Source organism: Streptomyces sp. CB01635 (assembly GCF_002803065.1).
Taxonomy (GTDB): domain Bacteria; phylum Actinomycetota; class Actinomycetes; order Streptomycetales; family Streptomycetaceae; genus Streptomyces.
In genome coordinates, this window is sequence record NZ_NNBL01000028.1 from 1 (window position 1) to 23,638 (window position 23,638).

General features: G+C 70.4%; 21 protein-coding genes. 12 read left to right on the plus strand and 9 right to left on the minus strand.

Annotation, left to right across the window (positions count from 1 at the left end; translation table 11 throughout):
* Nucleotides 1-251: 251 nt before the first annotated feature.
* Nucleotides 252-2,144, plus strand: a complete 1,893-nt coding sequence (locus CG723_RS38335; protein ID WP_442802628.1) for an ATP-binding SpoIIE family protein phosphatase — start codon at nucleotides 252-254, stop codon at nucleotides 2,142-2,144.
* Between the two features lie 61 nt (nucleotides 2,145-2,205).
* Here the strand turns inward: CG723_RS38335 and CG723_RS38340 are convergent, their stop codons facing one another.
* Nucleotides 2,206-4,482 (minus strand): transglycosylase domain-containing protein, encoded by a 2,277-nt coding sequence (locus tag CG723_RS38340; protein ID WP_100598175.1) that lies wholly within the window; start codon nucleotides 4,480-4,482, stop codon nucleotides 2,206-2,208.
* Nucleotides 4,483-4,751: 269 nt separating this feature from the next.
* Here CG723_RS38340 and CG723_RS38345 point away from each other — a divergent pair, with 269 nt between their 5' ends.
* From CG723_RS38345 to CG723_RS38365, 5 genes are all read left to right on the plus strand, one after another.
* Complete coding sequence (locus tag CG723_RS38345; RefSeq protein WP_100598176.1) at nucleotides 4,752-5,696, plus strand: SPFH domain-containing protein; 945 nt, start codon at nucleotides 4,752-4,754, stop codon at nucleotides 5,694-5,696.
* Nucleotides 5,693-5,965, plus strand: a complete 273-nt coding sequence (locus CG723_RS38350) for a hypothetical protein (RefSeq protein WP_100598177.1) — start codon at nucleotides 5,693-5,695, stop codon at nucleotides 5,963-5,965. The genes CG723_RS38345 and CG723_RS38350 overlap by 4 nt, the downstream gene beginning before the upstream one ends.
* Nucleotides 5,966-6,078: 113 nt before the next feature.
* Nucleotides 6,079-6,606, plus strand: coding sequence for a PadR family transcriptional regulator (locus CG723_RS38355; protein ID WP_100598178.1), 528 nt, complete (start codon nucleotides 6,079-6,081; stop codon nucleotides 6,604-6,606).
* The gene (locus CG723_RS38360; RefSeq protein ID WP_100598179.1) at nucleotides 6,603-7,289 is read left to right on the plus strand and encodes an ABC transporter ATP-binding protein; all 687 of its coding nucleotides are present in this window, start codon (nucleotides 6,603-6,605) and stop codon (nucleotides 7,287-7,289) included. Before CG723_RS38355 ends, CG723_RS38360 begins: the two co-directional genes overlap by 4 nt.
* On the plus strand, nucleotides 7,286-9,691 hold the full coding sequence (locus CG723_RS38365) for an FtsX-like permease family protein (protein WP_100598180.1): 2,406 nt from the start codon (nucleotides 7,286-7,288) through the stop codon (nucleotides 9,689-9,691). Before CG723_RS38360 ends, CG723_RS38365 begins: the two co-directional genes overlap by 4 nt.
* A 40-nt stretch (nucleotides 9,692-9,731) precedes the next feature.
* Here CG723_RS38365 and CG723_RS38370 read toward each other — a convergent pair whose 3' ends face one another.
* The gene (locus CG723_RS38370; protein WP_383096343.1) at nucleotides 9,732-10,667 is read right to left on the minus strand and encodes a LysR substrate-binding domain-containing protein; all 936 of its coding nucleotides are present in this window, start codon (nucleotides 10,665-10,667) and stop codon (nucleotides 9,732-9,734) included.
* 160 nt (nucleotides 10,668-10,827) lie between these two features.
* Here CG723_RS38370 and CG723_RS38375 point away from each other — a divergent pair, with 160 nt between their 5' ends.
* Both CG723_RS38375 and CG723_RS38380 read left to right on the plus strand, forming a co-directional pair.
* Nucleotides 10,828-11,382: a peroxiredoxin gene (locus CG723_RS38375; RefSeq protein WP_100598182.1), complete on the plus strand. Its 555-nt coding sequence runs from the start codon at nucleotides 10,828-10,830 to the stop codon at nucleotides 11,380-11,382.
* A gap of 6 nt (nucleotides 11,383-11,388) precedes the next feature.
* Nucleotides 11,389-11,919, plus strand: a complete 531-nt coding sequence (locus tag CG723_RS38380; RefSeq protein WP_100598183.1) for an alkyl hydroperoxide reductase — start codon at nucleotides 11,389-11,391, stop codon at nucleotides 11,917-11,919.
* A 140-nt stretch (nucleotides 11,920-12,059) separates the two neighbouring features.
* Here the strand turns inward: CG723_RS38380 and CG723_RS38385 are convergent, their stop codons facing one another.
* From CG723_RS38385 to CG723_RS38400, 4 genes are all read right to left on the minus strand, one after another.
* Entirely contained in the window at nucleotides 12,060-13,463 is a 1,404-nt protein-coding gene (locus CG723_RS38385; protein WP_100598184.1) for an AI-2E family transporter, read from the minus strand.
* Nucleotides 13,464-13,610: 147 nt separating this feature from the next.
* Nucleotides 13,611-14,342, minus strand: coding sequence for a lytic transglycosylase domain-containing protein (locus tag CG723_RS38390; protein ID WP_100598185.1), 732 nt, complete (start codon nucleotides 14,340-14,342; stop codon nucleotides 13,611-13,613).
* A 409-nt stretch (nucleotides 14,343-14,751) separates the two neighbouring features.
* Nucleotides 14,752-16,071 carry a PhoH family protein gene (locus CG723_RS38395; protein WP_100598186.1) on the minus strand — a complete coding sequence of 440 codons (1,320 nt, stop codon included), beginning with the start codon at nucleotides 16,069-16,071 and terminating at the stop codon, nucleotides 14,752-14,754.
* A 320-nt stretch (nucleotides 16,072-16,391) separates the two neighbouring features.
* Complete coding sequence (locus CG723_RS38400) at nucleotides 16,392-17,153, minus strand: isoprenyl transferase (protein WP_100598187.1); 762 nt, start codon at nucleotides 17,151-17,153, stop codon at nucleotides 16,392-16,394.
* Nucleotides 17,154-17,286: 133 nt separating this feature from the next.
* Between CG723_RS38400 and mgrA the strand changes: the two genes are divergently transcribed.
* Nucleotides 17,287-18,327, plus strand: coding sequence for an L-glyceraldehyde 3-phosphate reductase (gene mgrA, locus CG723_RS38405; RefSeq protein ID WP_100598188.1), 1,041 nt, complete (start codon nucleotides 17,287-17,289; stop codon nucleotides 18,325-18,327).
* Between the two features lie 104 nt (nucleotides 18,328-18,431).
* On the opposite strand, the gene CG723_RS38410 is transcribed toward mgrA, so the two are convergent.
* Nucleotides 18,432-18,950, minus strand: coding sequence for a hypothetical protein (locus CG723_RS38410; protein WP_100598189.1), 519 nt, complete (start codon nucleotides 18,948-18,950; stop codon nucleotides 18,432-18,434).
* Nucleotides 18,951-19,285: 335 nt separating this feature from the next.
* Here CG723_RS38410 and CG723_RS38415 point away from each other — a divergent pair, with 335 nt between their 5' ends.
* Entirely contained in the window at nucleotides 19,286-19,621 is a 336-nt protein-coding gene (locus tag CG723_RS38415; protein WP_100598190.1) for a DUF192 domain-containing protein, read from the plus strand.
* Between the two features lie 285 nt (nucleotides 19,622-19,906).
* Here the strand turns inward: CG723_RS38415 and CG723_RS38420 are convergent, their stop codons facing one another.
* The gene (locus tag CG723_RS38420) at nucleotides 19,907-20,695 is read right to left on the minus strand and encodes a class I SAM-dependent methyltransferase (RefSeq protein WP_100598191.1); all 789 of its coding nucleotides are present in this window, start codon (nucleotides 20,693-20,695) and stop codon (nucleotides 19,907-19,909) included.
* Nucleotides 20,696-20,807: 112 nt separating this feature from the next.
* Here CG723_RS38420 and CG723_RS38425 point away from each other — a divergent pair, with 112 nt between their 5' ends.
* Entirely contained in the window at nucleotides 20,808-21,314 is a 507-nt protein-coding gene (locus tag CG723_RS38425; protein ID WP_100598192.1) for a DinB family protein, read from the plus strand.
* A 208-nt stretch (nucleotides 21,315-21,522) separates the two neighbouring features.
* Nucleotides 21,523-22,950, plus strand: coding sequence for a cytochrome P450 (locus tag CG723_RS38430; RefSeq protein WP_100598193.1), 1,428 nt, complete (start codon nucleotides 21,523-21,525; stop codon nucleotides 22,948-22,950).
* Nucleotides 22,951-22,972: 22 nt separating this feature from the next.
* Here CG723_RS38430 and CG723_RS38435 read toward each other — a convergent pair whose 3' ends face one another.
* Nucleotides 22,973-23,638 (minus strand): OmpA family protein, encoded by a 666-nt coding sequence (locus tag CG723_RS38435; protein ID WP_100598194.1) that lies wholly within the window; start codon nucleotides 23,636-23,638, stop codon nucleotides 22,973-22,975.

Here is a 23,638-nt window from a genome sequence, read left to right on the forward strand (position 1 = left end):
CCCACGAGGGCCGCCGGCCGGCCGCCCGCCCCGCCGCCCCCGCGGACCCCCGCGGGGCCCTGAGGCGCGCCTCCGACGCGCTCCCCGCACAACAGGGGCGCCCCGGAGCGACCTCGTCCGCCGACGACGCCGATCCCGCGCGCCGAGGGCCCGCGTCGGGCGCCTCCGTACCGCGCGGTGCCGCGCCCGAGCACTCCGGAGCCGCACCCGTACCCGAGCAGCCGCCACGTCGTGAGAGCGGTGGCGGTGGCGTGCCCGGGCGGCGCAAGCCCGGTTCCGCTTCCGGGGACGCCGACAGCGCGCCCGAACACGCCCTGTCGGACGCCGGACCGGACGATCCCCACCGGCCGAGGCCCGTGCCCGACCGGCGGAGCGGACAGCCGCGCCCGCCGGGGACACCCGTCCCGATGCGGCGGGACGGGGACCGGCTGCGCTTCGTGGGCGCCGCGACCCGGCGGATCGCCCGCGGGATAGACCTGGACGAGATCGTCATGGGCCTGTGCCGCGCGTCCGTACCCACGTTCTCCGACGTGATCCTGGTCTATCTGCGGGACCCGCTGCCGGTCGGCGACGAGCGGCCCTCCGGGCCCGTCGTGCTGCGGCTGCGCAGGACGGACCGGCTGCGCCTCATCGAGGAGGGCGCCGAGGATCCGGACACCGACGGCGGCGGACTCCTGACGATGGCGGCCGGCGCCGCCCAGGGCGACCCCGTCACCGCCGAGCTGTGCGAGGTGCGGACCGGCGGCGCGCTGGCCGAGGTACTGCGGGGCGTACGGCCCGTGTTCGCGGACTCGCCCGCCGCCCTGGCCGCGCTGCCGGAGCTGCTCGGCGACGACCCGGACCTCGGCCTGCCCACCGGGCAGCGGGCGATCCTCGCGCCGCTGCGCGGGCGCCGCCGGGTCATCGGTGCGGCCGTCTTCCTGCGCCGCCCCGAACGCCACGCGTTCGAGAACGACGACCTGCTGGTCGCGGGGCAGCTCGCCACGCACAGCGCGCTCGGCATCGACAAGGCCGTCCTGTACGGCCGCGAGGCGTACATCGCCGACGAGCTCCAGCGCACGATGCTGCCCGAGACGCTGCCGCGGCCGACAGGCGTGCGCCTCGCGTCCCGGTATCTGCCGGCCGCGGAGACCGCGCGCGTGGGCGGCGACTGGTACGACGCGATTCCGCTGCCCGGCAGCCGCGTCGCCCTGGTCGTGGGTGACGTCATGGGCCACTCCATGACGTCCGCCGCGATCATGGGCCAGCTCCGTACGACCGCGCAGACCCTCGCCGGTCTCGACCTGCCGCCGCAGGAGGTCCTGCACCACTTGGACGAGCAGGCCCAGCGCCTCGGCAGCGACCGCATGGCGACCTGCCTGTACGCCGTCTACGACCCGGTCTCGCACCGCATCACCATCGCCAACGCGGGCCACCCGCCGCCGGTCCTGCTGCATCTGGGCGGCCGCGCCGAGGTGCTGCGCGTCCCGCCGGGCGCGCCGATCGGTGTCGGCGGGGTCGACTTCGAGGCGGTCGAGCTGGACGCCCCGGCGGGCGCGACACTCCTCCTCTACACGGACGGTCTGGTCGAGTCGCGGCTGCGGGACGTGTGGACCGGGATAGAGCAGCTGCGGGAGCGGCTCGCCGCGACGGCCCAGCTGACCGGACCGGACCATCCGCCGCCCCTTGAGGCGCTGTGCGACGAGGTCCTCGACATGCTCGGCCCGGGCGACCGGGACGACGACATCGCGCTGCTCGCGGCCCGGTTCGACGGGATCGCGCCGAGCGACGTCGCCTACTGGCTCCTCGACCCCGAGGACGCGGCGCCGGGCCGGGCCCGCCGCCTGGCGCGCAGCGCGCTCGCCCGGTGGGGCCTGGAGGAGCTGACGGACTCGGTGGAGCTCCTCGTCAGCGAGGTCGTGACGAACGCCGTGCGGTACGCGTCCCGGCCCGTCACGCTGCGCCTGCTGCGGACCGACGTGCTGCGCTGCGAGGTCGGCGACGACGTGCCACAGCTGCCGCGGCTGCGCCAGGCCCGCGCCACCGACGAGGGCGGGCGCGGCCTGTACCTGGTCAACAGGCTCGCGCGGCGCTGGGGTGCGACGCGGCTGAGCACCGGCAAGGTCGTGTGGTTCGAGCTGGCGCACGGGAACGGCACTGCCTGAGCCTGGATACGCGAGTGGGCCCGGAACCGTACGGTTCCGGGCCCACTCGCGTGCGTCACTGTCAGCCGGTGAGGCCGCGTGGTCTGTTGCTGCCCGAGTCGTCCGGGTTCTCCGGGATTCCGAAGGTCGGCGACGAGGGGTCCGTCGGGGGCGTGACGCCGCCTGACGGCTCGTCGGTCGGCGGGGTGGTCTCCGGGCTCGACTCCGGGGTGCTCGGCGTCGTCGGCGGAGTGGACTCCGGGGTGCTCGGGGTGTTCTCCGGGGTGGACTCGGGGGCACTCGGGGTGTCCTGCGGGGTGGACGGCACCTCGACGGCCGCGCCCATGTCCGTGTCGAGGTCGAACTCGGCCGTGGGGCTGGTCGAGTTGAAGGTGTACTGGGCCCAGATGCGCGCCGGGAAGCTGCCGCCGTCGACGCGGGGCAGACCGCCGGCGCCCTTCATCGAGACGTGCGCGCCCGCCTCCGAGGTCTTCAGCGCGCCCTCGCCGAACAGGCCCACCGAGGTGACCAGATCCGGCGTGTAGCCGGTGAACCAGGCCGACTTGTTGTCGTCGGAGGTACCGGTCTTGCCCGCCACCTTCTGGCCGTCGCGGGCCGGGTTGTCACGCACCGAGGTCTTCGCCGTACCGTCGTCGACCACGCCGGTCAGGACGGAGGTGACCGAGTCCGCGGCGCCGCGGCTGATCACCTGGTTGCCGATCGCGTCCGGCAGCGGGACGTCCTGGCCCTGCTTGGACACGGACTTCACGATCTGCGGAGTGACCTGCTTGCCGTGGTTGTCGAGCGTCGCGTAGACACCGGCCATCTCCATCGGGCTCGCGCCCATGGTGCCCAGGGTCTGCGCCGGGTACGGCTTGAGGTCGGCGTCGTCCATGCCGAGCTTCTTGGCCGTCGCCATGACCTGGTCCATGCCGACGTCGACGCCCATCTGCGCGAAGACGGAGTTGATGGACTTGTTCATGGCGGTCTGCACGGTGACCGGGCCGTAGCTGTGGTCGTCCTCGTTCGGCGGGGCGAAGCCGACCTTCTGTCCGTCGCTGACGACCGGCCGCTTGTTGGTGCCGTCGTAGATCGTGCTCGCCTTGATCGACTGCCCGATCTGCGTCGTGGCGTTGTTCTCCAGGGCGGCCGCGAGGATCAGCGGCTTGAAGGTGGAGGCCGGCTGGTAGTCGGGGCGGGTCGCGTTGTTGACGTAGTGCTTGCTGAGCCCTTCACCGCCGTACAGCGCGAGGACCTTACCGGTCTTCGGGTCGACCGAGGCGGCACCGGCCTGCACCCGGGAGTCGGCCTTCTTGCTCTTCGGGTTCAGGTTGTCGGTCAACTGCTGCCTGACCGACTTCTCCAGCTGCTTCTGCTTCTTGCGGTCGATGTTGAGGGTGACCGTGTAGCCGCCCGCGTCGAACTGCGCCTCGGTGAGGTTCAGGTCCTTCATCACCTCGGCCTTGGCGGCGGTGTAGAGGTAGCCCTCCTGGCCCTCGAGCCCGGCGGCGGCCTTCGGCGCCTTCGGCTTGGGGAACGTCATGCCCTGGCGGTCGCTGGCGCTGAGCCAGTGCATGTCGACCATGTTGTCCAGGACGTAGTTCCAGCGGTCCACGGCCAGCTTCTTGCCGGTGTCCGAGGCGATGCCCCAGTCGTACTGGTTCGGGGCCTGGAGGAGCGCCGCGAGGTACGCGCCCTGCGCCACGGACAGATCCTTGGCGTCGACGTTGTAGTAGGCCTGGGCGGCGGCCTGGATGCCCCACGAACTGCGGCCGTAGAAGCTGGTGTTGATGTAGCCCGCGAGGATGTCTTCCTTGGACTTCTTGCGGTCCACCTTCAGCGAGATGACCAGTTCCTTCAGCTTGCGCGTGACGGTCTGGTCCTGCGTGAGGTAGTAGTTCTTCACGTACTGCTGGGTGATCGTCGAACCACCCTGCTTGCCCTTGCCGGTGACCGTGTTGATCACACCGCGGGCGGTGCCCTTCAGGTCGATGCCCTTGTCCTTGTAGAACGTCTTGTTCTCAGCGGCGACGAAGGTGTGCTGCACATCCGTGGGCACCTCGGAGAGATCGACGATCTCGCGGTTGACCTGGCCGACACGGGCCATGGTCTTGCCGTCGCTGTACTTGTAGACGTTGCTCTGCCGCATCGCGTCCGGGTTGCCCTCGGGGACGTCGATCACCATGTACAGCACGATGAACGCGCCCATGCAGAGGAGGCACAGGCCGAAGAGTGTGCCGAGGATCTTCTTCCAGGTGAAGAAGCGGCGTATACCCGTCCGCCGGGTGGACGAGCCCCCGCGCGCCGCCCGGCGCGCGCCGCCGCGCTGCCGTGCTCGTCTCTCGTCCGCTCGACCCATGGCTCCCGTTACTCCGCTTCTAGTCGCTGACACGTCCGCGCGCACAGTGCGCACTTCACACTCATCGGTGCTGAATCAGCTCATGAAGCTAACACCGCACCTAAGGGCAAAAGGATGCCGATCCGGGCATTTCCGGACGTGACAATCAGCACCTGTCCCATGGGAACCGACGACCGAGAGGTGCAGATGGTTGCCGCACGCGATAAAGTGATATCACTTTGCTAGACCTGGTTCGCGAGAACCGCCAGCTCACAGGAACGGGGACCCTTATGTCCGAGACGGACACCACAGGCACGGACGCCACAGCCGACGCACCCGAGATGCCCAAGCCCCGCGTCAAGGAGGTCGTCGCTCACAGCATCGGCGGCGGGCTCGCCCTGCTGCTCGGCCTGCTCGGCCTCTTCGCGGGAGTCGCCCTCATCGCGACCGGCGCTTCGCTGTCGTCGGCGGGCGCGAAGGCGGGGCTGATCGTCCTCGGCGTCGTGGTCGCGATAGCCGCGTTCTTCGCGATGTGCGGGCTGAACATGGTGGCGCCGGGCGAGGCCCGCGTCGTCCAGCTCTTCGGCCGCTACCGGGGCACGATCCGCGAGGACGGCCTGCGCTGGGTGAACCCGCTGACGTCCCGCACCAAGGTCTCGACCCGCGTACGCAACCACGAGACGGCCGTCCTCAAGGTCAACGACGCCTACGGCAACCCGATCGAGCTGGCCGCCGTCGTCGTGTGGCGCGTCGAGGACACCGCGCAGGCCACCTTCGAGGTCGACAACTTCCTGGAGTTCGTCGCCACGCAGACCGAGGCCGCCGTGCGGCACATCGCCATCGAGTACCCCTACGACGCGCACGACGAGGCCGGCCTCTCGCTGCGCGGCAACGCCGAGGAGATCACCGAGAAGCTCGCCGTCGAGCTCCACGCGCGCGTGGAGACCGCGGGCGTGCAGATCATCGAGTCCCGGTTCACGCACCTCGCGTACGCCCCCGAGATCGCCTCGGCCATGCTCCAGCGCCAGCAGGCGGGCGCCGTGGTCGCCGCGCGGCGGCTCATCGTGGACGGCGCGGTCGGCATGGTCGAGGACGCGCTCGCCCGGATCACGGAGCAGGACTTCGTGGCGCTCGACGAGGAGCGCAAGGCGGCCATGGTCAGCAATCTGCTCGTGGTCCTGTGCGGCGACCGCGCGGCCCAGCCGGTCCTGAACACGGGAACGCTCTACCAGTGAGCCCCTCGGAAGAGGAGCGCGAGGGTCCTCCCGAGGGGCCCGCACGCCGGTCGCGGCCACAGCGCAAGCAGGTACTGCTGCGGCTCGACCCGCTCGTGTACGACGCGCTCGCGCGGTGGGCCGGGGACGACCTGCGCTCGGCGAACGCGCAGATCGAGTTCCTGCTGCGGCGGGCTCTCGCGGAGGCCGGGCGGCTGCCCGGCTCTGCGGGACCGCTGCCGCGGCGGGGGCGGCCGCCCAAGGGATCGCAGGGCGACGAGGCGCAGTGAACGGTCCGGGGCATGCGCCCCGGGCCGTTCACGCTTCACCCCGAAGTCCTCCCGGAACCCCACCCCCGACCGGCTATACACACTACGTATACACGCTGTGTATAGTGGCGCCCATGTCCATCGGTCACACCCTTCTGGGACTTCTCGAGTCCGGGCCACGACACGGCTACGACCTCAAGCGCACTTTCGACGCCACCTTCGGGCACGACAAGCCGCTGCACTACGGACAGGTCTACTCGACCATGTCCCGGCTCCTGAAGAACGGCCTGGTCGAGGTCGACGGGATCGAGGCCGGCGGCGGCCCGGAACGCAAGCGCTACGCCATCACCGACGCCGGCATCACCGATGTCCAGCGCTGGCTCGCCACCCCCGAGGCGCCCGAGCCCTACCTCCAGTCCGTCCTCTACACCAAGGTCGTCCTGGCGCTGCTCACCGAGCGCGACGCCGTCACGGTCCTGGACGCCCAGCGCGCGGAGCACCTGCGCATGATGCGCATCCTCACCGACCGCAAGCGCAAGGGCGACCTCGCCGACCAGCTGATCTGCGACCACGCCCTCTTCCACCTCGAAGCGGACCTGCGGTGGCTCGAACTCACCGCCGCACGCCTGGACAAGCTCGCCGCGGAGGTGCGCAAGCCATGACCCCCGCCGGCTCCCTCCTGACCGCCGACGGTCTCCACAAGACCTACGGCGCCACCAAGGCGCTCAACGGCGCCGAGTTCTCCGTCCACCCCGGCGAGGTCGTCGCCGTCATGGGCCCCTCCGGCTCCGGCAAGTCGACTCTCCTGCACTGCCTCGCCGGCATCGTCCCGCCCGACGAAGGCGCCATCACCTACGCGGGACAGAACCTCGCCACCATGTCCGACGCCGCACGCAGCGCCCTGCGCCGCAGCGACTTCGGCTTCGTCTTCCAGTTCGGCCAGCTCGTCCCCGAACTCACCTGCCTGGAAAACGTCGCTCTGCCCCTGCGCCTCAACGGCGCCAGGCGCAAGGCCGCCGAGGCCACCGCCCGTACGTGGATGGAGCGCCTGGAGGTCGACGACCTCACCGGCAAGCGCCCCGGCGAGGTCTCCGGCGGCCAGGGCCAGCGCGTCGCCGTCGCCCGCGCCCTGGCCACCAGCCCCCGCGTCCTGTTCGCCGACGAGCCCACCGGCGCCCTCGACTCCCTCAACGGCGAGCGCGTCATGGAGCTGCTCACCGATGCCGCCCGGTCCACGAACGCCGCCGTCGTCCTCGTCACCCACGAAGCCCGCGTCGCCGCCTACTCGGACCGCGAGATCATCGTCCGTGACGGGAAGTCCCGCGACATGGAGCGCATCGCATGAGCGCGACGCGCACCAAGCCGCAGCCCGCGCCTGCGGCCACGGCGTCGGACTCCGCCCCCACCGGCGTGCGCGCCTGGATCCGCGACCTGGGCATGGGCATGCGCTTCGCGGCCGCCGGCGGGCGCGAGGGCTGGATCCGCACGATCCTCACCGCTGTCGGTGTGGGCCTCGGCGTCGCGCTGCTGCTCGGCGCCGCGTCCGTGCCGTACCTGACCGACCATCGCAGCGACCGCTCGTCGGCGCGCGAGGCCGCGGACCGGATGACGCTCGCGGGCAAGATCAAGCGGTCCGACACGACCCTGCTGATGCGGGACACGTTCACGACGTTCCGCGACCGCTCGCTGGAGGGCAGGTTCGTACGCGCCGAGGGCAGCAGGCCCGTCCTGCCGCCCGGCCTCGGCGAGCTGCCCGGCAACGACGAGATGGTCGTCTCGCCCGCGCTGCGCGACCTCCTCGACGACCCCGGCGCGCGGCTCCTCAAGGAGCGCTTCCGCGACTACCGCGTCACCGGAACGATCGCCGACGCCGGCCTGGTCTCCCCGCAGGAGCTCTTCTACTACGCGGGATCCGACACCCTCACGACCCGCGACGGCGGCTACCGGGCGGCGAGGTTCGGCTCCGACCTGTCGGAGCCGCTGAACGCGCTCCTGATGGTGCTCGTCGTACTGATCTGCGTCGTGCTGCTCACGCCCGTGGCCGTCTTCATCGGTACGGCGGTGCGGTTCGGCGGCGACCGACGCGACCGGCGCCTGGCCGCGCTGCGCCTGGTCGGCGCGGACGCCAGGGCGGTGCGGCGGATCGCGGCGGGCGAGTCGCTGTTCGGCGCCCTGCTCGGCCTGGCCGTCGGCGCCGTGTTCTTCCTCGCCGTACGGCAACTGATCGGCGTGGTCGACCTCGACAGGGTCAGCGCGTTCCCGTCCGACCTGCAGCCGGTGCCGGTGCTCGCCGCGCTGATCGTCGTGGCCGTGCCGCTCTCGGCGGTCCTCGTCACCGTCTTCTCGCTGCGCTCGGTGGCCATCGAGCCGCTCGGTGTCGTGCGCGGCGGCGTGCCGCGCAGGCGTCGCCTGTGGTGGCGGCTGCTCCTGCCCGTCGCGGGCATCGGGATCCTCCTGGCCATGGGCCGGGTCAGCAGTACCGACCAGGACATCAACGCGTATGCCATCGCGACCGGCGCGACCCTGGCCCTGGTCGGGCTGAGCACGCTGCTTCCCTGGCTGCTCGAATCGGTCGTGTCCCGGCTGCGCGGCGGCCCGGTGCCGTGGCAACTGGCCACGCGGCGACTCCAGTTGAGCAGCGGCAACGCGGCCCGCGCGGTCAGCGGTATCACCATCGCGGTGGCCGGCGCGGTCGCTCTGCAGATGATGTTCGCGTCGATGCACGACGACTTCAACCGGGTCACGGGCCAGGACCCGCACCGCGCCCAGCTGACCGTCATCTCCCAGGCCGGCGACGGCAGGCTCGCGCAGCGGATGATCGACGACTTCCGTGACACGAAGGGCGTCAAGAGCGTCATCGGCACCGTGTCGACCTACGCCACGCGCCCCGGCCCGGTCCCGGAGGGCGAGATCCAGCCAACGACGACGATCAGCATCGGCACCTGCGCGACCCTGCGCGAACTGGCCCGCGTCGGCGACTGCCACGACGGCGACACGTTCGTCTCGCACACCGGCGACCGGAAGATGAACGACTGGGTCGACGAGTCGGCGCGCCCCGGCAAGCCCGTCGACGTGGGGCCCGGCGACGGCAAGAAGTCGAGCCAGATCCTGTGGACGCTGCCCGCGGACGCCCGCACGGTCCAGGCGCGGCCCAGCCCGACCGACGACAAGGTCGACGGCATCCTCGCCACCCCCGGCGCGATCGACATCGCGCAGCTGACCGAGGCCACGACCACCGCCATGGTGCAGATCGACCCGAAGGTGCCGGACGCCGAGGAGTACGTGCGCAACACCGCGGCCCATATCGATCCGATGCTCGACGTGATGTCGATCAAGGCGGTCAACCGCGACAAGCAGTACGCGAGCATCGCGAGGGGGCTGCAGATCGGCGCGGCCGCGACGATGGCCCTGATCGCGGCGTCCATGCTGGTCTCCACGCTGGAGCAACTGCGGGAGCGCAAGCGGCTGTTGGCGGCCCTGACCGCGTTCGGCACGCGACGCCGGTCGATGGCCTGGTCGGTCCTGTGGCAGACGGCGATCCCGGTCGCCCTCGGCCTCGGCCTGGCGATCGTGGGCGGGCTCGGCCTGGGCTACGTGATGACCCGCATGATCGACAAGCAGGTGACCGACTGGTGGGCGTTCGCACCCCTGACGGCGGGCGGCGCCGGACTCGTCGCGGTGGTGACGCTGCTCAGCCTGCCGCCGCTGTGGCGCATGATGCGGCCGGACGGCCTGCGCACCGAGTAACACACCCTGCCGGTACGGGGCCTGCCCCCAAGAGTCGGGGTCACAGCACCCGTACCGGCAGCGGCCGCACCGCCTCGCGCAGGGCCGCGGCCAGCTCCTCGTACTCCGCACCGCGCGCGGCGCCCGTCCGCATGGCGAGGGCGATGCGGCGGGTCGGCGCCGGGTCCTCGAAGAACCCGGTGAGCAACTGGCTGCTGCGGCTGGCCTCCACGGCGAGCGCGGTGCGCGGCAGCAGCGTCACGCCGAGCCCGCCCGCGACCAGCTGGACCAGCGTGGACAGGCCGGCCGCCGTCGTGGTCACCGGGGCGTCCGCGCGGCCGGCCTCGCGGCAGATGTCGAGCGCCTGGTCACGCAGGCAGTGCCCCTCGTCGAGCAGCAGCAACCGCAGCTCGCGCAGGGCCTCGCGCGGGATGCCCTCGCGGCCCCCGAGCCAGTGGTCGAGCGGCGTGACGAGCACGAAGTCCTCGTCGAACAGGGGCAGTTCGGTGACGCCGGGCATCCCGAGCGGCACGGCGAGAAGCAGCAGATCGAGCCTCCCCGCCGCGAGCCCTTCGAGCAGGGACGACGTCTGCTCCTCGTGGACCTGGAGGTCCAGGTCCGGGTACTTCTCGTGGACGAGGCGCAGGACGGCCGGCAGGAGGTAGGGCGCGACGGTGGGGATGACGCCGAGGCGGAGCGCTCCCGTGAACGGCGCCCGCACCGCCTCGGCCTCCTCCATCAGCGCGCCCACCTCGTCGAGCACGGCCTTCGCGCGCACCGCGAGCCGCTCACCCTCGGGCGAGAGCAGCACCTTGCGGGTAGTGCGTTCGAGCAGGGTCACGCCGAGGGACTCCTCCAGGGCGGACACGGCACCGGAGAGCGCGGGCTGGCTCATGCCGATCGCGGCGGCGGCGTCCCGGAAGTGCAGATGCTCGGCGACGGCGGCGAAGGCCCGCAGCTGCGCGAGGCTCGGCTGTCGCCGCTTGGTGCTGGCCACGGTCACTCCCCTTACCTACGGCTACTGATAGCCGGGTCCGATCAACACAACCGAGTCTAGCTATTTCCATAATCAATGCACCCTGTGCCACGATCGAGTCCAGTCCAACCCCTTTGGAAAGCCCTCAAAAAGGGCCCCTCCATGCTGCAAGGAGTAGTGCGTGCTCACTGTCGGTGACAAGTTCCCCCAGTTCGACCTGACTGCCTGTGTCTCCCTGGAGAAGGGCAAGGAGTTCGAGCAGATCGACCACAAGACCTACGAAGGCAAGTGGAAGATCGTCTTCGCGTGGCCCAAGGACTTCACCTTCGTGTGCCCGACCGAGATCGCCGCGTTCGGCAAGCTGAACGACGAGTTCGCCGACCGTGACGCCCAGATCCTCGGCTTCTCCGGCGACTCCGAGTTCGTGCACCACGCCTGGCGCAAGGACCACCCGGACCTGACCGACCTGCCCTTCCCGATGCTCGCCGACTCGAAGCACGAGCTCATGCGCGACCTCGGCATCGAGGGCGAGGACGGCTTCGCGCAGCGCGCCGTCTTCATCGTCGACCAGAACAACGAGATCCAGTTCACGATGGTGACCGCCGGTTCCGTGGGCCGTAACCCCAAGGAGGTCCTGCGGGTGCTCGACGCCCTGCAGACCGACGAGCTGTGCCCGTGCAACTGGACCAAGGGCGAGAACACCCTCGACCCGGTCGCGCTCCTGTCGGGCGAGTGATCTGACATGGCTCTCGACGAACTGAAGTCCGCCGTCCCGGACTACGCCAAGGACCTGCGCCTGAACCTCGGCTCGGTCATCGGCAACTCGGACCTGCCGCAGCAGCAGCTGTGGGGCACCGTGCTCGCCTGCGCGATCGCGTCCCGCTCCCCGCGCGTCCTGCGCGAGCTGGAGCCCGAGGCGAAGGCGAACCTGTCGCCGGAGGCGTACACCGCCGCCAAGTCGGCCGCCGCCGTCATGGCGATGAACAACGTCTTCTACCGCACGCGCCACCTGCTCTCCGACCCGGAGTACGGGACGCTGCGCGCCGGCCTGCGGATGAACGTCATCGGCAACCCGGGCGTCGAGAAGGTCGACTTCGAGCTGTGGTCCCTCGCGGTCTCCGCGATCAACGGCTGCGGCCAGTGCCTCGACTCGCACGAGCAGGTGCTGCGCAAGGCGGGCGTCGACCGCGAGACGATCCAGGAAGCGTTCAAGATCGCCGCGGTCATCCAGGCCGTGGGCGTCACGCTGGACTCCGAGGACGTCCTGTCCTGACGGACGGATCACCTCGGTAAGCGCATACGCGAACGCCGGGCGGGCTGAAGGAAATTCAGCCCGCCCGGCGTTCTCACGTATCCGGCGTTCTCACGTATCCGGCGTTCCCGTGTGTCCGGCGTTCTCGCGTATCCCGGCTTCTAGGTCTTCCCGGCCGTCGGATCGACCGGTGCCACGTCGACGGCGGTCGCCCCGTGCGGCGGGGGCGACTGACGCAGCGCCGCCTCACGCGAGTACGAGCGCAGATAGCCGACGACCGTGTTCGTCACGGCCACGAGCGGCACCGCCACCACGGCCCCGCCGATCCCGTTCACCAGGCCTCCGGCCGCGACGGACAGCACCACCGCGAGCGGATGCACCCGCACGGCCCGGCCCAGGATGAACGGCTGGAGGATGTGGCCCTCGATCTGCTGCACGGCCAGTACCACCGCGAGCGTCATGACGGCCGTGAAGACGCCCTGGGTCACCAGGGCCACCACCACCGCGAGCGCTCCCGAAATCACCGCGCCCACCAGCGGGATGAACGCGAACAGGAAGATGAAGACGGCGAGCGGCACCGCCATCGGGACCCCGAGGAAGAAGATGCCGAGCCCGATGAAGATCGCGTCGATGAGCGCGACTATCACCGTGCCGCGCACATACGCGGTGAGCGTGCGCCAGGCCCGTGGCCCCGCACCGGCGATACCGGGACGGGCCTGCGCCGGGACGAGCCTGGTGGTCCACTCCCAGATGCGCCGGCCGTCGTAGAGCAGGAACAGCGTCGAGAACATCGTGAGCAGGATGCCGGTGAGCGCCTCGACGATGACGGTGACGCCTTCGAGGCCCGCGGACGTGATCTGGTCGGTGTTGGCGCCGACCGCGTCGCGCAGGGACTTGGCGATTTCGTTGATCTGGCTCTCGGTCACATGGAACGGGCTGTTGAGGAGCCAGTTGCGCAGCTCGTCGATGCCGTCCTGGATCTGGTCCGAGAGGTTGTCGATGTTCTCCTGGACCTGCCAGACGACGAACCAGCCGACAAGTCCCATGATGACGAAGCCGAGGATCGCGGTGAGTGCGGTGGCCAGGCCCCGCGGCACGCCGTGCCTCCTCAGACGGGCCACGGTCGGCTGGAGGAGCGCGGTGATGAGCATCGCGGCGACGAACGCGTAGACCACCAGCTGCACCGCGCTGATGACCCTCATCAGGACCCAGAGGGTGCCCGCCAGGACGAGCAGCCGCCAGCCGGCCTCGGCCGCGACGCGCATCCCCCACGGCACGGCCGCGACGGGGTCGGGCCTGGCCGCTATCGCGGGCGCGTACGCGGGCGGCGGGGGTACGTGGTCGCCGCCGCCGTTCTCCGGCCGGGTGACGGGCACTTGGGGCACTTCGGCGGCCGCATGCGCGGCATCGCGGGCGGGTTGAGGGGCGGACCCGGTGGCGGCATCCGGAACGGGGTCGTCCCCGCGGTCGTCGCGCTCGGCCTCGGCGCGGCGCTCGTCCAACCGCTCCCCCATCCGGCTGAGCTCACTGCCGAGCCGGCCGAGCCATCCTGGAACTCGCGACATGATCCGTCCTCTTCCCCCGTGCTCTCTCACCACTCCCCCGGGAGTCGTCGGCTCCGACCGTACATGCCCTGAGCCCCTCACCGTAGGACGGCAAGGGGCTCAGGAAGGTTGACGGGCCACGGGCCCGTCATGAAGCTGTACCGGCTTCTAGTACCAGTGGTTGGCCTGCCAGAAGCTCCAGGCCTCACACGGGCTGCCGTAGCGGCTGTCCATGTAGTTGAGGCCCCACTTGATCTGGGTGGCCGGGTTGGTCTGCCAGTCGGCGCCCGCGGTGGAGTACTTGGACGCGGGAAGCGCCTGGAAGAGACCGTAGGCGCCGGAGGAGGCGTTGGTCGCCCGGTAGTTCCAGCTGGACTCGTGGTCCACGATGTTGCTGAAGCACTGGAACTGCCCGGCGGGGACCATCTGACGCGCCATCGCCTGGATCTGCGACGTCGAGTACGAGGCCTGCGTGGCGAAGCTGGAGGCGTCGCGGGTGGCCGAGCGGCTGGCGACCTTCTTGGCCTCCTCACGCTCCTTGGCTTCCTTCTCCGCCTTCTCCTTGGCGTCGGCGGCCGCCTGCTGCTTGGCGACGGCGTCCTCGGCGGCCTTCTTACGGGCTGCTTCCTCCGCCGACTTCTGAGCGGCGTTGTCCGCGGCGATGGCCTGCGTCTCCGCCTGCTGCGTCAGAGTGGCGGTCTGCACCTGGGCCTGCTGGCCCGCGGGTATGTCGGCGAGGAGGGTCGCGTCGCTCGCCGTGGCCTCAGCCTCGTTGTTGGAGGGCTGAGCGGTGCTGCCCGAGGCAACACCCACGACTGCGCCGACTGTGGTGACCGCGGTGGCCGAAGCCACTGCGAATCCCCGGACCGAAATCCGGCTCACACGGTTTCCTTCCAGCATCGCCCGCTGTAGGTGACCCTCGCGGACGCAATCGTGCCCCTGGCGCTGGCCTCCCAACTGCGGGGTCACGGGAGACACGGGCCCGGTGGGCAACTCCCGCTAAGGGAGAGCCGCGTGGTGCACGGGCGGCATACGACGGCCTCTGTGAAGTTCTGGTGTCCGTGGTGCTCGTAATGCTGTGGATGCACAAGTGTCGTATGCGGGGCCTGACAGGACTGAGACTCTGCCGGACGCGGTTGCCTCAAGGCAATTCTCATCCAAGTGGGAAAGCTCACACCTCGTTTGCCCCAGCGGTTTCGCGGAAACAAGCGCACGGCACAACGCCGCCCGGCTAAGCTCCTGCGCTTCGCCGGGCGGCGCCAACTACCGCGTAACCCCTACAAGATGGGGCGCTTCGCTCGCTCTCTCCTCACAGGGGACCGTCCTCCAGCATCTCGGTGACCAGGGCCGCGATCTGCGAACGCTCCGACCGCGTGAGCGTGACGTGCGCGAACAGCGGGTGTCCCTTCAGCTTTTCGACGACGGCGACCACTCCGTCGTACCGGCCGACCCGGAGGTTGTCGCGCTGCGCCACGTCGTGCGTGAGCACAACCCGCGAATTCGCCCCGATCCTCGACAGAACGGTCAAAAGGACGTTCCGTTCGAGGGATTGGGCCTCGTCCACGATCACGAACGCGTCGTGCAGGGAGCGGCCGCGGATGTGGGTGAGCGGCAGGACCTCCAGCATGCCGCGCGCGGTGACCTCCTCGATGACGGCCTTGCCGGCGACCGACCCGAGCGTGTCGAAGACCGCCTGCGCCCACGGGCCCATCTTCTCGGCCTCGGTGCCGGGCAGATAGCCGAGCTCCTGGCCGCCCACCGCGTACAGCGGACGGAAGACCATCACCTTCTGGTGCTGGCGCCGTTCGAGTACCGCTTCCAGGCCCGCGCACAGCGCGAGCGCCGACTTGCCGGTGCCGGCCCGGCCTCCCATCGACAGGATCCCGATGTCCGGGTCGAGGAGCAGATCGAGCGCGATGCGCTGCTCGGCGCTGCGTCCCTTGATGCCGAACGCCTCGCGGTCGCCGCGCACCAGACGGACGTTGCCCTCGGCCGTGATCCTGCCGAGCGCCTTGCCGCGCTCGGACTGGATGGTGAGGCCGGTGTGGACGGGCAGCTCCGCCGCCTCCGGTACGTACAGGCTCTCCTCCTCGAAGAGGAGGTCCACCTGTTCACCGGAGAGCCGCAGCTCGGACATCCCGGTCCAGCCGGAGTCCGTGATGGCGAGCTCGGCGCGGTACTCCTCGGCGAGCAGGCCGACCGACGACGCCTTGATGCGCAGCGGCAGGTCCTTGGAGACGACGGTGACGTCGTACCCCTCGGCCTGGAGGTTGCGGGCGACGGCGAGGATGCGGGAGTCGTTGTCCCCCAGGCGGTAACCCGCCGGGAGAACGCCCGGATCCGAGTGGTTGAGCTCGACGCGCAGGGTCCCGCCCAGATCACCGATGGGGATCGGGGCGTCCAGGCGTCCGTGGCGGATACGGAAGTCGTCGAGCAGGCGCAGGGCCTGCCGGGCGAAGTATCCGAGCTCCGGATGGTGCCGCTTGGCCTCCAGTTCCGTGACCACGACGATCGGGAGCACCACTTCGTGCTCGTCGAACCTGGTCAGGGCGTTCGGGTCGGCCAGCAGGACGCTGGTGTCGAGAACATAAGTGCGCCGGTCGGGCTGGCGCTTGTTGCTGGTCACCACGGAAGGACGTACCCCCTCGGATGAGGTCGGGGAGCGACAGAGGGATCCCGGGCCGGGCGGGGCGGGTCGTACCCGCCGGTCGACGGCCGCGATGCGTGGGCCGTGGACCGGCCCCCAGCTTCTCCAGCGGAGCATGTGCTCCCCGCGTGGTCGTCCTGGCGCAAAGGGCCTCCCGGGCGGACAGCCCCGTGCCGTCCGCTGAGACTCGACGTCCGTGAATCGGACATCGACCTGGAAGGCTTATTCCCTCGAACACGCGCGGCCATGCCACGGCATATGACGGCGCGCGCGTTAACTCCTGGTGACGTACGTCCCCGGGGTCAGCCGCCGTAACGCCGGTGGCGGGCGGCGTAGTCGCGCAGGGCGCGCAGGAAGTCCACCTTGCGGAAGGCGGGCCAGAAAACTTCGCAGAAGTAGTACTCGGAGTGGGCCGACTGCCAGAGCATGAATCCGGACAGGCGCTGCTCGCCGCTCGTGCGGATGACGAGGTCCGGGTCGGGCTGCCCGCTGGTGTAGAGGTGCTTCGAGATCTGGTCGATGTCGACGCTCTCGGCGATCTCCTCGAGGCTGGTGCCCTTGTCCGCGTGGTCGAGCAGCAGGGAGCGCACCGCGTCGGCGATCTCCTGGCGGCCGCCGTAGCCGACCGCGACGTTCACGAGTATCCCCGCGTTGTCCGCGGTGGCCTGCTCGGCCTCCTTGAGGACGGTCTGGGTGCGGGCCGGGAGAAGGTCGAGGGTGCCGACGTGGTGGACGCGCCAGCGGCCGTCGACGGCGAGGCTGCGGACGGTCTCCTCGATGATGCCGAGGAGCGGCCTCAGCTCCTCCTCGGGACGGTCGAAGTTGTCCGTCGACAGCATCCAGAGGGTGACGACCTCGACGTCCGTCTCGGCACACCAGCCGAGGAACTCCTCGATCTTGTACGCACCGGCCTGGTGGCCCTGCGCCGCAGTGCCACCGGAGGCCTTCGCCCAGCGCCTGTTCCCGTCGAGGATGACCCCGATGTGTTTGGGCACCTGATCGTGGTCGAGACGGCCTTCCACCCGGCGTGCGTAAAGTCCGTACACCAGGTCGCGCAGGTTCACTGTCTTTCAGCCCCTCCGTGCAGACGGCAGTCCCCGAGGGCGAAGCCTACCGCTGCTGGGCGCCGTCCTCACTGTGGGGCTGTCTGTGCTCCGGTGCTGTGGGCTGTCGGTGCTCTGACGTAGCTTCGTACCCATGAACGACATGTCTTCGTACCGCGCCGCCGCGGACCGCTACGACTCGATGGAGTACCGGCGCACCGGCCGCAGTGGCCTCAAGCTGCCCGCGATCTCGCTCGGCCTGTGGCACAACTTCGGTGACGACCGCACACTGGACTCGCAGCGGGAGATCCTCCGCCGCGCTTTTGACATCGGTGTCACCCACTTCGACCTGGCGAACAACTACGGGCCGCCCCCCGGCTCCGCCGAGCTGAACTTCGGCAAGATGTTCGCCCAGGACTTCGCCCCGTATCGGGACGAGCTGGTCATTTCGACCAAGGCGGGCTATCTCATGCACCCGGGCCCGTACGGGGAGTGGGGCAGCCGCAAGTACCTGCTGTCGTCCCTCGACGCGTCCCTGTCCCGGATGGGCCTCGACTACGTCGACATCTTCTACTCGCACCGCTTCGACCCGGACACCCCGCTCGAGGAGACGATGGGCGCGCTCGCGTCCGCCGTGCAGCAGGGCAAGGCGCTGTACGTGGGTGTGTCCTCGTACAACAGCGAGCAGACCGCCGAGGCGGCGCGCCTGCTGAAGGAGATGGGCGTCCCGGCGCTCATCCACCAGCCCTCGTACTCGATGATCAACCGCTGGACCGAGGACGACGGCCTGCTGGACACGCTGGAGACGGCCGGCATGGGCTGCATCTCCTTCGTGCCGCTCGCGCAGGGCCTGCTCACGGACAAGTACCTGAAGGGCATCCCGGAGGGGTCGCGCGCCACGCAGGGCAAGTCCCTCGACCCGGGCCTCGCGGGCGACTCCGAGGTGATCCGCCGGCTGAACGGGCTGAACGACATCGCCCAGCGCCGCGGCCAGTCCCTCGCGCAGCTCGCGCTCAACTGGGTGCTGCGGGACGAGCGGATGACGTCGGCCCTGATCGGCGCCTCCAGCGTCCGGCAGCTGGAGGAGAACGTGGCGGCTCTGGCGGGCCCGAAGCTCACCGAAGAAGAGCTGTCCGAAATCGACTCGTTCGCGGTGTCGACCCCGGGCACGAACATCTGGGCCGGGCGGAGCTGACCCCTCCTGTTCCGTCCGTTCCGCGCGAGGGCCACGGCCCTCGCGCCAGGACACTCCCTAGGGTCTTTCGTTCGGATCCGGCTGCCCGATCCGAACGAGAGGCCCTAGGCGCCGGGGGTACGCGGCCTGCGGAACCATGCGCCCGTGCTCGCCTGGCTGAGCAGGACGACCATGACGACCGCTCCGATCAGCGCGATGGGCCCACCGATGTTGCCGCGCAGCGTTCCGCTCAGGCCGAGCAGGATCTGCACGCTCGCGATGACGATCGACGTGACGCGCAGCCCACGTCCCGCCCTCCCGTAGAAGCAGGCGAGGACCAGCAGCGCGACGCCGAGGATGTTCCCGCCGAACGCGGCGCCGGCGCCCCGCGCCCCCTCCGTCACGCCTACGGCGACGGAGGCGAGGAGGGCGAGGCCGACCATCACAAACGTGGTCGTCCGGGCGGCGCGGAGCGAGGACGGCATGCTCAGGGGCGGCGCGGGGGCGAACTGAGGGTTCTCCCCGTACGGCCCGGACGCGTTGTAGGGGCCGGGGATGTAGGGGACGGGAGCGCCGTGCCGACCCGGGCCGCCGTACGGGTCGTGAGCGGTGGGCGGCGCCTGGTGCGGATGGTCGTTCGGCATGCCGCGGACTCTAATCCGGCGCCGTGACCCGGGGGGCGCACGCGCGCGGCCGGCCGGAGACAAAAAAACGGGCCGGTCCGTGGGGGGGAGACGGACCGGCCCGAGGGGGGGTTTCCACCATAACCCTTCGTAAGTGATGGTGGGTGCATCGGCGTGCCACAACTACTCTCCGAAGTCGCCCGACGACGGCTGGAGGTATGTTTCCGGCCGCTTCAGGCGGGGTTTCGCAACGGTTTTCCCGGCTTGCGGCCCGCGCGCGGCGTCCCCCTGAAGGGTTAGTCGTGCGACGAACGCGCGCTTGACGCCCGAGCCGCCCGGAGGTTGGCTGCGCACCCATGGCGACCTTCACCGTGCCGGGACTCGAGGCCGAACTGCCGCTGGAAATCGCGGAGTCGGGGCGGGCGCGGCGACGCGGGCTGCTCGGCCGGGACGGGGTGAACGGCGCGCTCCTGCTGACGTCGTCGTCGAGCGTGCACACCCTGGGGATGCGCTTCGTCATAGATGTGGCGTATTTGGACCGGCGTGGCACGGTGCTCGCCGTGCGGACGATGCGGCCGGGCCGAATCGGACTCCCCCGGTTGCGCGCCCGGCGTGTCCTGGAGTCGGAGGCGGGGGCTATGGCCCGGTGGGGAGTGCGGCGGGGGGTGCGGGTGACGGTGCTGGGGCGGTGACGGCGCACCGCGTACCGCTTGCCACGTACCGCTTGCCACATATCGCGTATCGCGCGAGGGCCCGGTGGTCGTAGACGAGGAGGGGAGGCACGCGGCACCGCGCAGCCCCCTCCACTGCACGGTGCCGCCGCGCAGCTTTGCTCACGCGAATTGCCTTGGTCTGAACCTACGTGACGGTGACACGTGTAGCGAGCCCTTGTCGATAACGATGCGGAATCGGTTGGAGGGTGAGCCTCCGCGAGAGACCCGGCGAACTCCTCCCGCTTGGGGGCCAATTGCCGTGAATCACCCGGTGATCGGCTTGCGGGCCTCGATGAGGTGGCGGGTGCTGTGGGCGACGAACGGCCCTTCCTTCTCGAGCCGTTCATGCAGCTCAAGGAGGAGCGGCCGGTACGCCTCGACGGTGAAGCCCGGAACCATCCAGATCACCTTGCGCAGGAAGTGCACGACGGCACCGATGTCGAAGAACTCGATGCGCAGGCGCTCGGCGCGCAGGTCGACGACTTCGAGGCCGGCCGCTTCGGCCTCGGCGCGCTCGCCCTCCGGGTCGCGGCCGTTCCTGACCTCCTCCGGCTGCGGGCCGAGGAAGTACTCGACGACCTCGAAGACGCTGCTCGGGCCGACGTGCTGCGCGAAGTACGTACCGCCGGGCATCAGCACCCGGGCGATCTCGGCGAACGGTGCCTTCACGGGGTGGCGGCTGGTCACCAGATCGAACGTGCCGTCGGCGAACGGCAGCGGCGCCTCTTCCCGCGAGGCGACGACCACGACGCCACGCGGGGCAAGCAGCGCCGAGGCCTTGGCGACGTTGGGCGGCCAGCCCTCGCTGGCGGCGATCAGCGGGGGCAGCTTCGGGGCGGAGGCGAGGACCTCGCCTCCGCCGGTCTGGAGGTCGAGCCCGGCCGACGCGCGGCCCATGCGCTCACCCATGGCACGCGCGTAACCCCAGGAGGGCCGCTCCTCGGTGGCCCGGCCCTCGAACCAGGAGAAGTCCCAGCCCTCCACGGGGGCGGCGGCCGCCTCCGTGACGAGCTCGTCGAAGGGGCGGCCGGCGGGGGTGGGGGGTGTACTCATGGGGCCATGTTCGCAGCGGCGTTTCCGCGACGGCACGTGGTTTTGTGCCGCCCGGGCCGTCCATCCTTCACGGGAGGGGGCGTTGTCGGCGGGCGCTGCTACGTTCCCCGGCATGGGAATCCACGTGCCCTACACCGGGGGCGAGAAGGAAAGTCTGCTGGCAGCGCTCGACCGGCACCGCGACGTCGTGCTCTGGAAGCTGCAGGGCCTCGACGAGGAGCAGGTGCGGCGGCCGATGGCGCCTTCGGGGAACAGCCTCCTCGGCCTGGTCAAGCATCTGGCGTCGGTCGAGTACGGCTGGTTCTGCGAGACGTTCGGGCGGCCGGTGGAGCCACTGTGGTTCGACCCGGAGACGGACGAGGACCTGCGGGTGGGCCCCGAGGAGTCCACGGAGCGCATCACCGCTTTCTACGGCCGGGCGCGGGCCGCGTCCGACGCCGTGATCGCCGAGGTCGGGCTCGAGGAGACCGGCACGTCGTGGGACGGCAAGAAGGTGTCGATGCGGTGGGTGCTCATCCACATGCTGGAGGAGACGGCGCGGCACGCGGGCCACATCGACATCCTGCGGGAACTGATCGACGGCGCGGCCGGTGACCACCAGGGGACGTCGCGGGCGTGATCGCTCCGGTCTCGCCTTCCTCACCTGTCTCTCACCGAACTCCCGCACGGTTCCCAGACCGATCCGCTGTAGTAGGGAGGGGGACGGTAACCGCCCGCCCCTGCCTCGGCCTACGGGGGTTCTCCACGTACCCTGGGCGGATCCGCTCCGGGCACCGCTGCCCGACACAGGTAACGGCACCGTCCGTCCCGCGCCGAAATGCGAGCACATGTCCGATCGTTCCATTCGCTCCGTTCGTTCCGCCCGTTCAGCGATAGCGGCCCGTTCCGCACGCCCAGCGGAAGCGGCTCGTTCCGCACGCTCGGCAATAGCGGCCCGTTCCGCACGATCCTCAACAGCGGCCCGTTCCGCACGATCCTCGATAGCGGCCTGGCTCACCCGCCTCTACTTCGCCCGGCTCCGGAAGAAGGGCGGCCTCGACCTCTCCGTCCTCTCGAAGCTGCCCGACGCCGCGCTCCTTCCGCTGCGCCGCGACGGCCTCGACCCGGTGGCCGAGATCGGCGAGCTGCGTGACCGGGAGCCGGTCAGCAGGCTGCCCATCCCCGGCATGACGGTCTGGCTGGTCACCGGCTACGACGAGGCGAAGGCCGTACTGGGCCACGGGTCCGCGTTCAGCAACGACTTCCGGAACCTGGTCGGCAACACCGGCGTCACCGACGACCAGAACCCGGGCGGGCTCGGCTTCACCGACCCGCCGGACCACACCCGGCTGCGGAAGATGCTGACGCCGGAGTTCACGATGCGCCGGCTCTCCCGGCTCACGCCCCGTATCCACGCCATCGTGGAGGAGCGCCTCGCCGACCTCGCGAAGGCGGCGGACGGCGACGGCGCCGTGGACCTCGTCGAGCACTTCGCGATGCCGGTGCCCGCGCTGGTGATCTGCGAACTGCTCGGCGTCCCCTATGAGGACCGGGACGACTTCCAGCAGTTCTCCGTGGCCCGCTTCGACGTGTTCGGCGGCGCGGGCGCGTCGTTCAGCGCCGTGTCGCAGTCACTCGACTACCTGCGCGGGATCGTCGCCGAGCAGCGCCGCAACCCCGGTGACGGCCTCCTCGGCATGCTCGTACGCGAATACGGCGACTCCATCACGGACGAGGAGCTCACGGGCCTCGCCGACGGCGTCCTCACCGGCGGCCTGGAGACCACCGCGAGCATGCTGGCGCTCGGCACCCTCATCCTGCTCCAGAACCCCGAGCACTTCGCCGCGCTGCGCGACGCGGAGGACCCGGAGGCCGTCGCCGCGCCCTTCGTCGACGAGCTGCTGCGCCATCTGACCGTCGTCCAGACCGCGTTCCCGCGCTTCGCACGCGAGGACGTCGAGATCGGCGGGGTCCCGATATCCGGCGGCGACATAGTCCTCGTCTCCCTCAGCGCGGCGGACCGCGACGCGCGCCTCGGCGAGGACATGGACCGCTTCGACCCGTCCCGCCAGGTCACCGGCTCCCACCTCGCGTTCGGCTACGGCATCCACCGCTGCATCGGCGCCGAACTCGGCAAGATGGAACTCCGCGCGGCCTTCCCGCAACTGGTCCGCCGCTTCCCGGAGTTGAAGCTCGCCGTCGAGCCCCGCGACCTGGAGTTCCGCAAGCTGTCGATCGTGTACGGGGTGGACACACTGCCGGTCCGGCTCGGCTAGCGGAGCGCGCGACGTCGGGGGATCACTGTTCCGTGCCGGTCGAGTCGGCCGAGTCCGTGGCCGCCCCCTTCGGGAACGTCACCTCCACGCGGCGGTTCTTCTTGCGGCCCTCTTCGCTGTTGTTGTCGGCGATCGGGTAGTCCTCGCTGTAGCCCCGCACCGCGAACGTGACGTCCTGATCCTGTGAACCGAGAGCTGCCGCCAGCTCGTCGTGCACGGCCTCCGCGCGCTTCTTCGAGAGCGTCAGCCCGTGCGCGTACGACCCGAGGTCGTCCGTGAAACCGAAGACGCGGACGTTCGTGGCGTGCTGCGCCTTGATCTCGTCTGCGATGGCCTGGATCCGGGACTTGGCGTCCGGATTGAGCTTGGAACTGTCCTTCTGGAACAGCACCTCCGCCTGGAGTGCGAACTTCACGTCCTGGTTGGTGTCCTCGCGCCGCTCGTCGCCGGACAGGTCCTCGACGACGGACTTGATGTCGAGCACCTTGGCCGGCGCGAGGGTGGCGCCGTCGGCGAGCTTCAGCCCGGGGCTGTTGGCGTCGACGTCCGGGGGCGGCGAGGTGGTGGTACTCCCCGGCGGAGCGCCTGACGGCTCCGGATCATCGGCGTAGGCGCTGCCGCTGAAGCTTGCGCTGAGGGCGATCAGGGCGACGGTGGTGAGGGCGGCGAGGCGACGGGTGAGGGGCAT

Coding starts and splice junctions, on each gene's coding strand:
- CG723_RS38340 (WP_100598175.1), bottom strand. CDS start 4,482: ATGGGTCGAGCGGACGAGAGACGAGCACGGCAGCGCGGCGGCGCGCGC.
- CG723_RS38345 (WP_100598176.1), top strand. CDS start 4,752: ATGTCCGAGACGGACACCACAGGCACGGACGCCACAGCCGACGCACCC.
- CG723_RS38355 (WP_100598178.1), top strand. CDS start 6,079: ATGTCCATCGGTCACACCCTTCTGGGACTTCTCGAGTCCGGGCCACGA.
- CG723_RS38360 (WP_100598179.1), top strand. CDS start 6,603: ATGACCCCCGCCGGCTCCCTCCTGACCGCCGACGGTCTCCACAAGACC.
- CG723_RS38365 (WP_100598180.1), top strand. CDS start 7,286: ATGAGCGCGACGCGCACCAAGCCGCAGCCCGCGCCTGCGGCCACGGCG.
- CG723_RS38380 (WP_100598183.1), top strand. CDS start 11,389: ATGGCTCTCGACGAACTGAAGTCCGCCGTCCCGGACTACGCCAAGGAC.
- CG723_RS38385 (WP_100598184.1), bottom strand. CDS start 13,463: ATGTCGCGAGTTCCAGGATGGCTCGGCCGGCTCGGCAGTGAGCTCAGC.
- CG723_RS38390 (WP_100598185.1), bottom strand. CDS start 14,342: ATGCTGGAAGGAAACCGTGTGAGCCGGATTTCGGTCCGGGGATTCGCA.
- mgrA (WP_100598188.1), top strand. CDS start 17,287: ATGAACGACATGTCTTCGTACCGCGCCGCCGCGGACCGCTACGACTCG.
- CG723_RS38410 (WP_100598189.1), bottom strand. CDS start 18,950: ATGCCGAACGACCATCCGCACCAGGCGCCGCCCACCGCTCACGACCCG.
- CG723_RS38415 (WP_100598190.1), top strand. CDS start 19,286: ATGGCGACCTTCACCGTGCCGGGACTCGAGGCCGAACTGCCGCTGGAA.
- CG723_RS38420 (WP_100598191.1), bottom strand. CDS start 20,695: ATGAGTACACCCCCCACCCCCGCCGGCCGCCCCTTCGACGAGCTCGTC.
- CG723_RS38425 (WP_100598192.1), top strand. CDS start 20,808: ATGGGAATCCACGTGCCCTACACCGGGGGCGAGAAGGAAAGTCTGCTG.
- CG723_RS38430 (WP_100598193.1), top strand. CDS start 21,523: ATGTCCGATCGTTCCATTCGCTCCGTTCGTTCCGCCCGTTCAGCGATA.
- CG723_RS38435 (WP_100598194.1), bottom strand. CDS start 23,638: ATGCCCCTCACCCGTCGCCTCGCCGCCCTCACCACCGTCGCCCTGATC.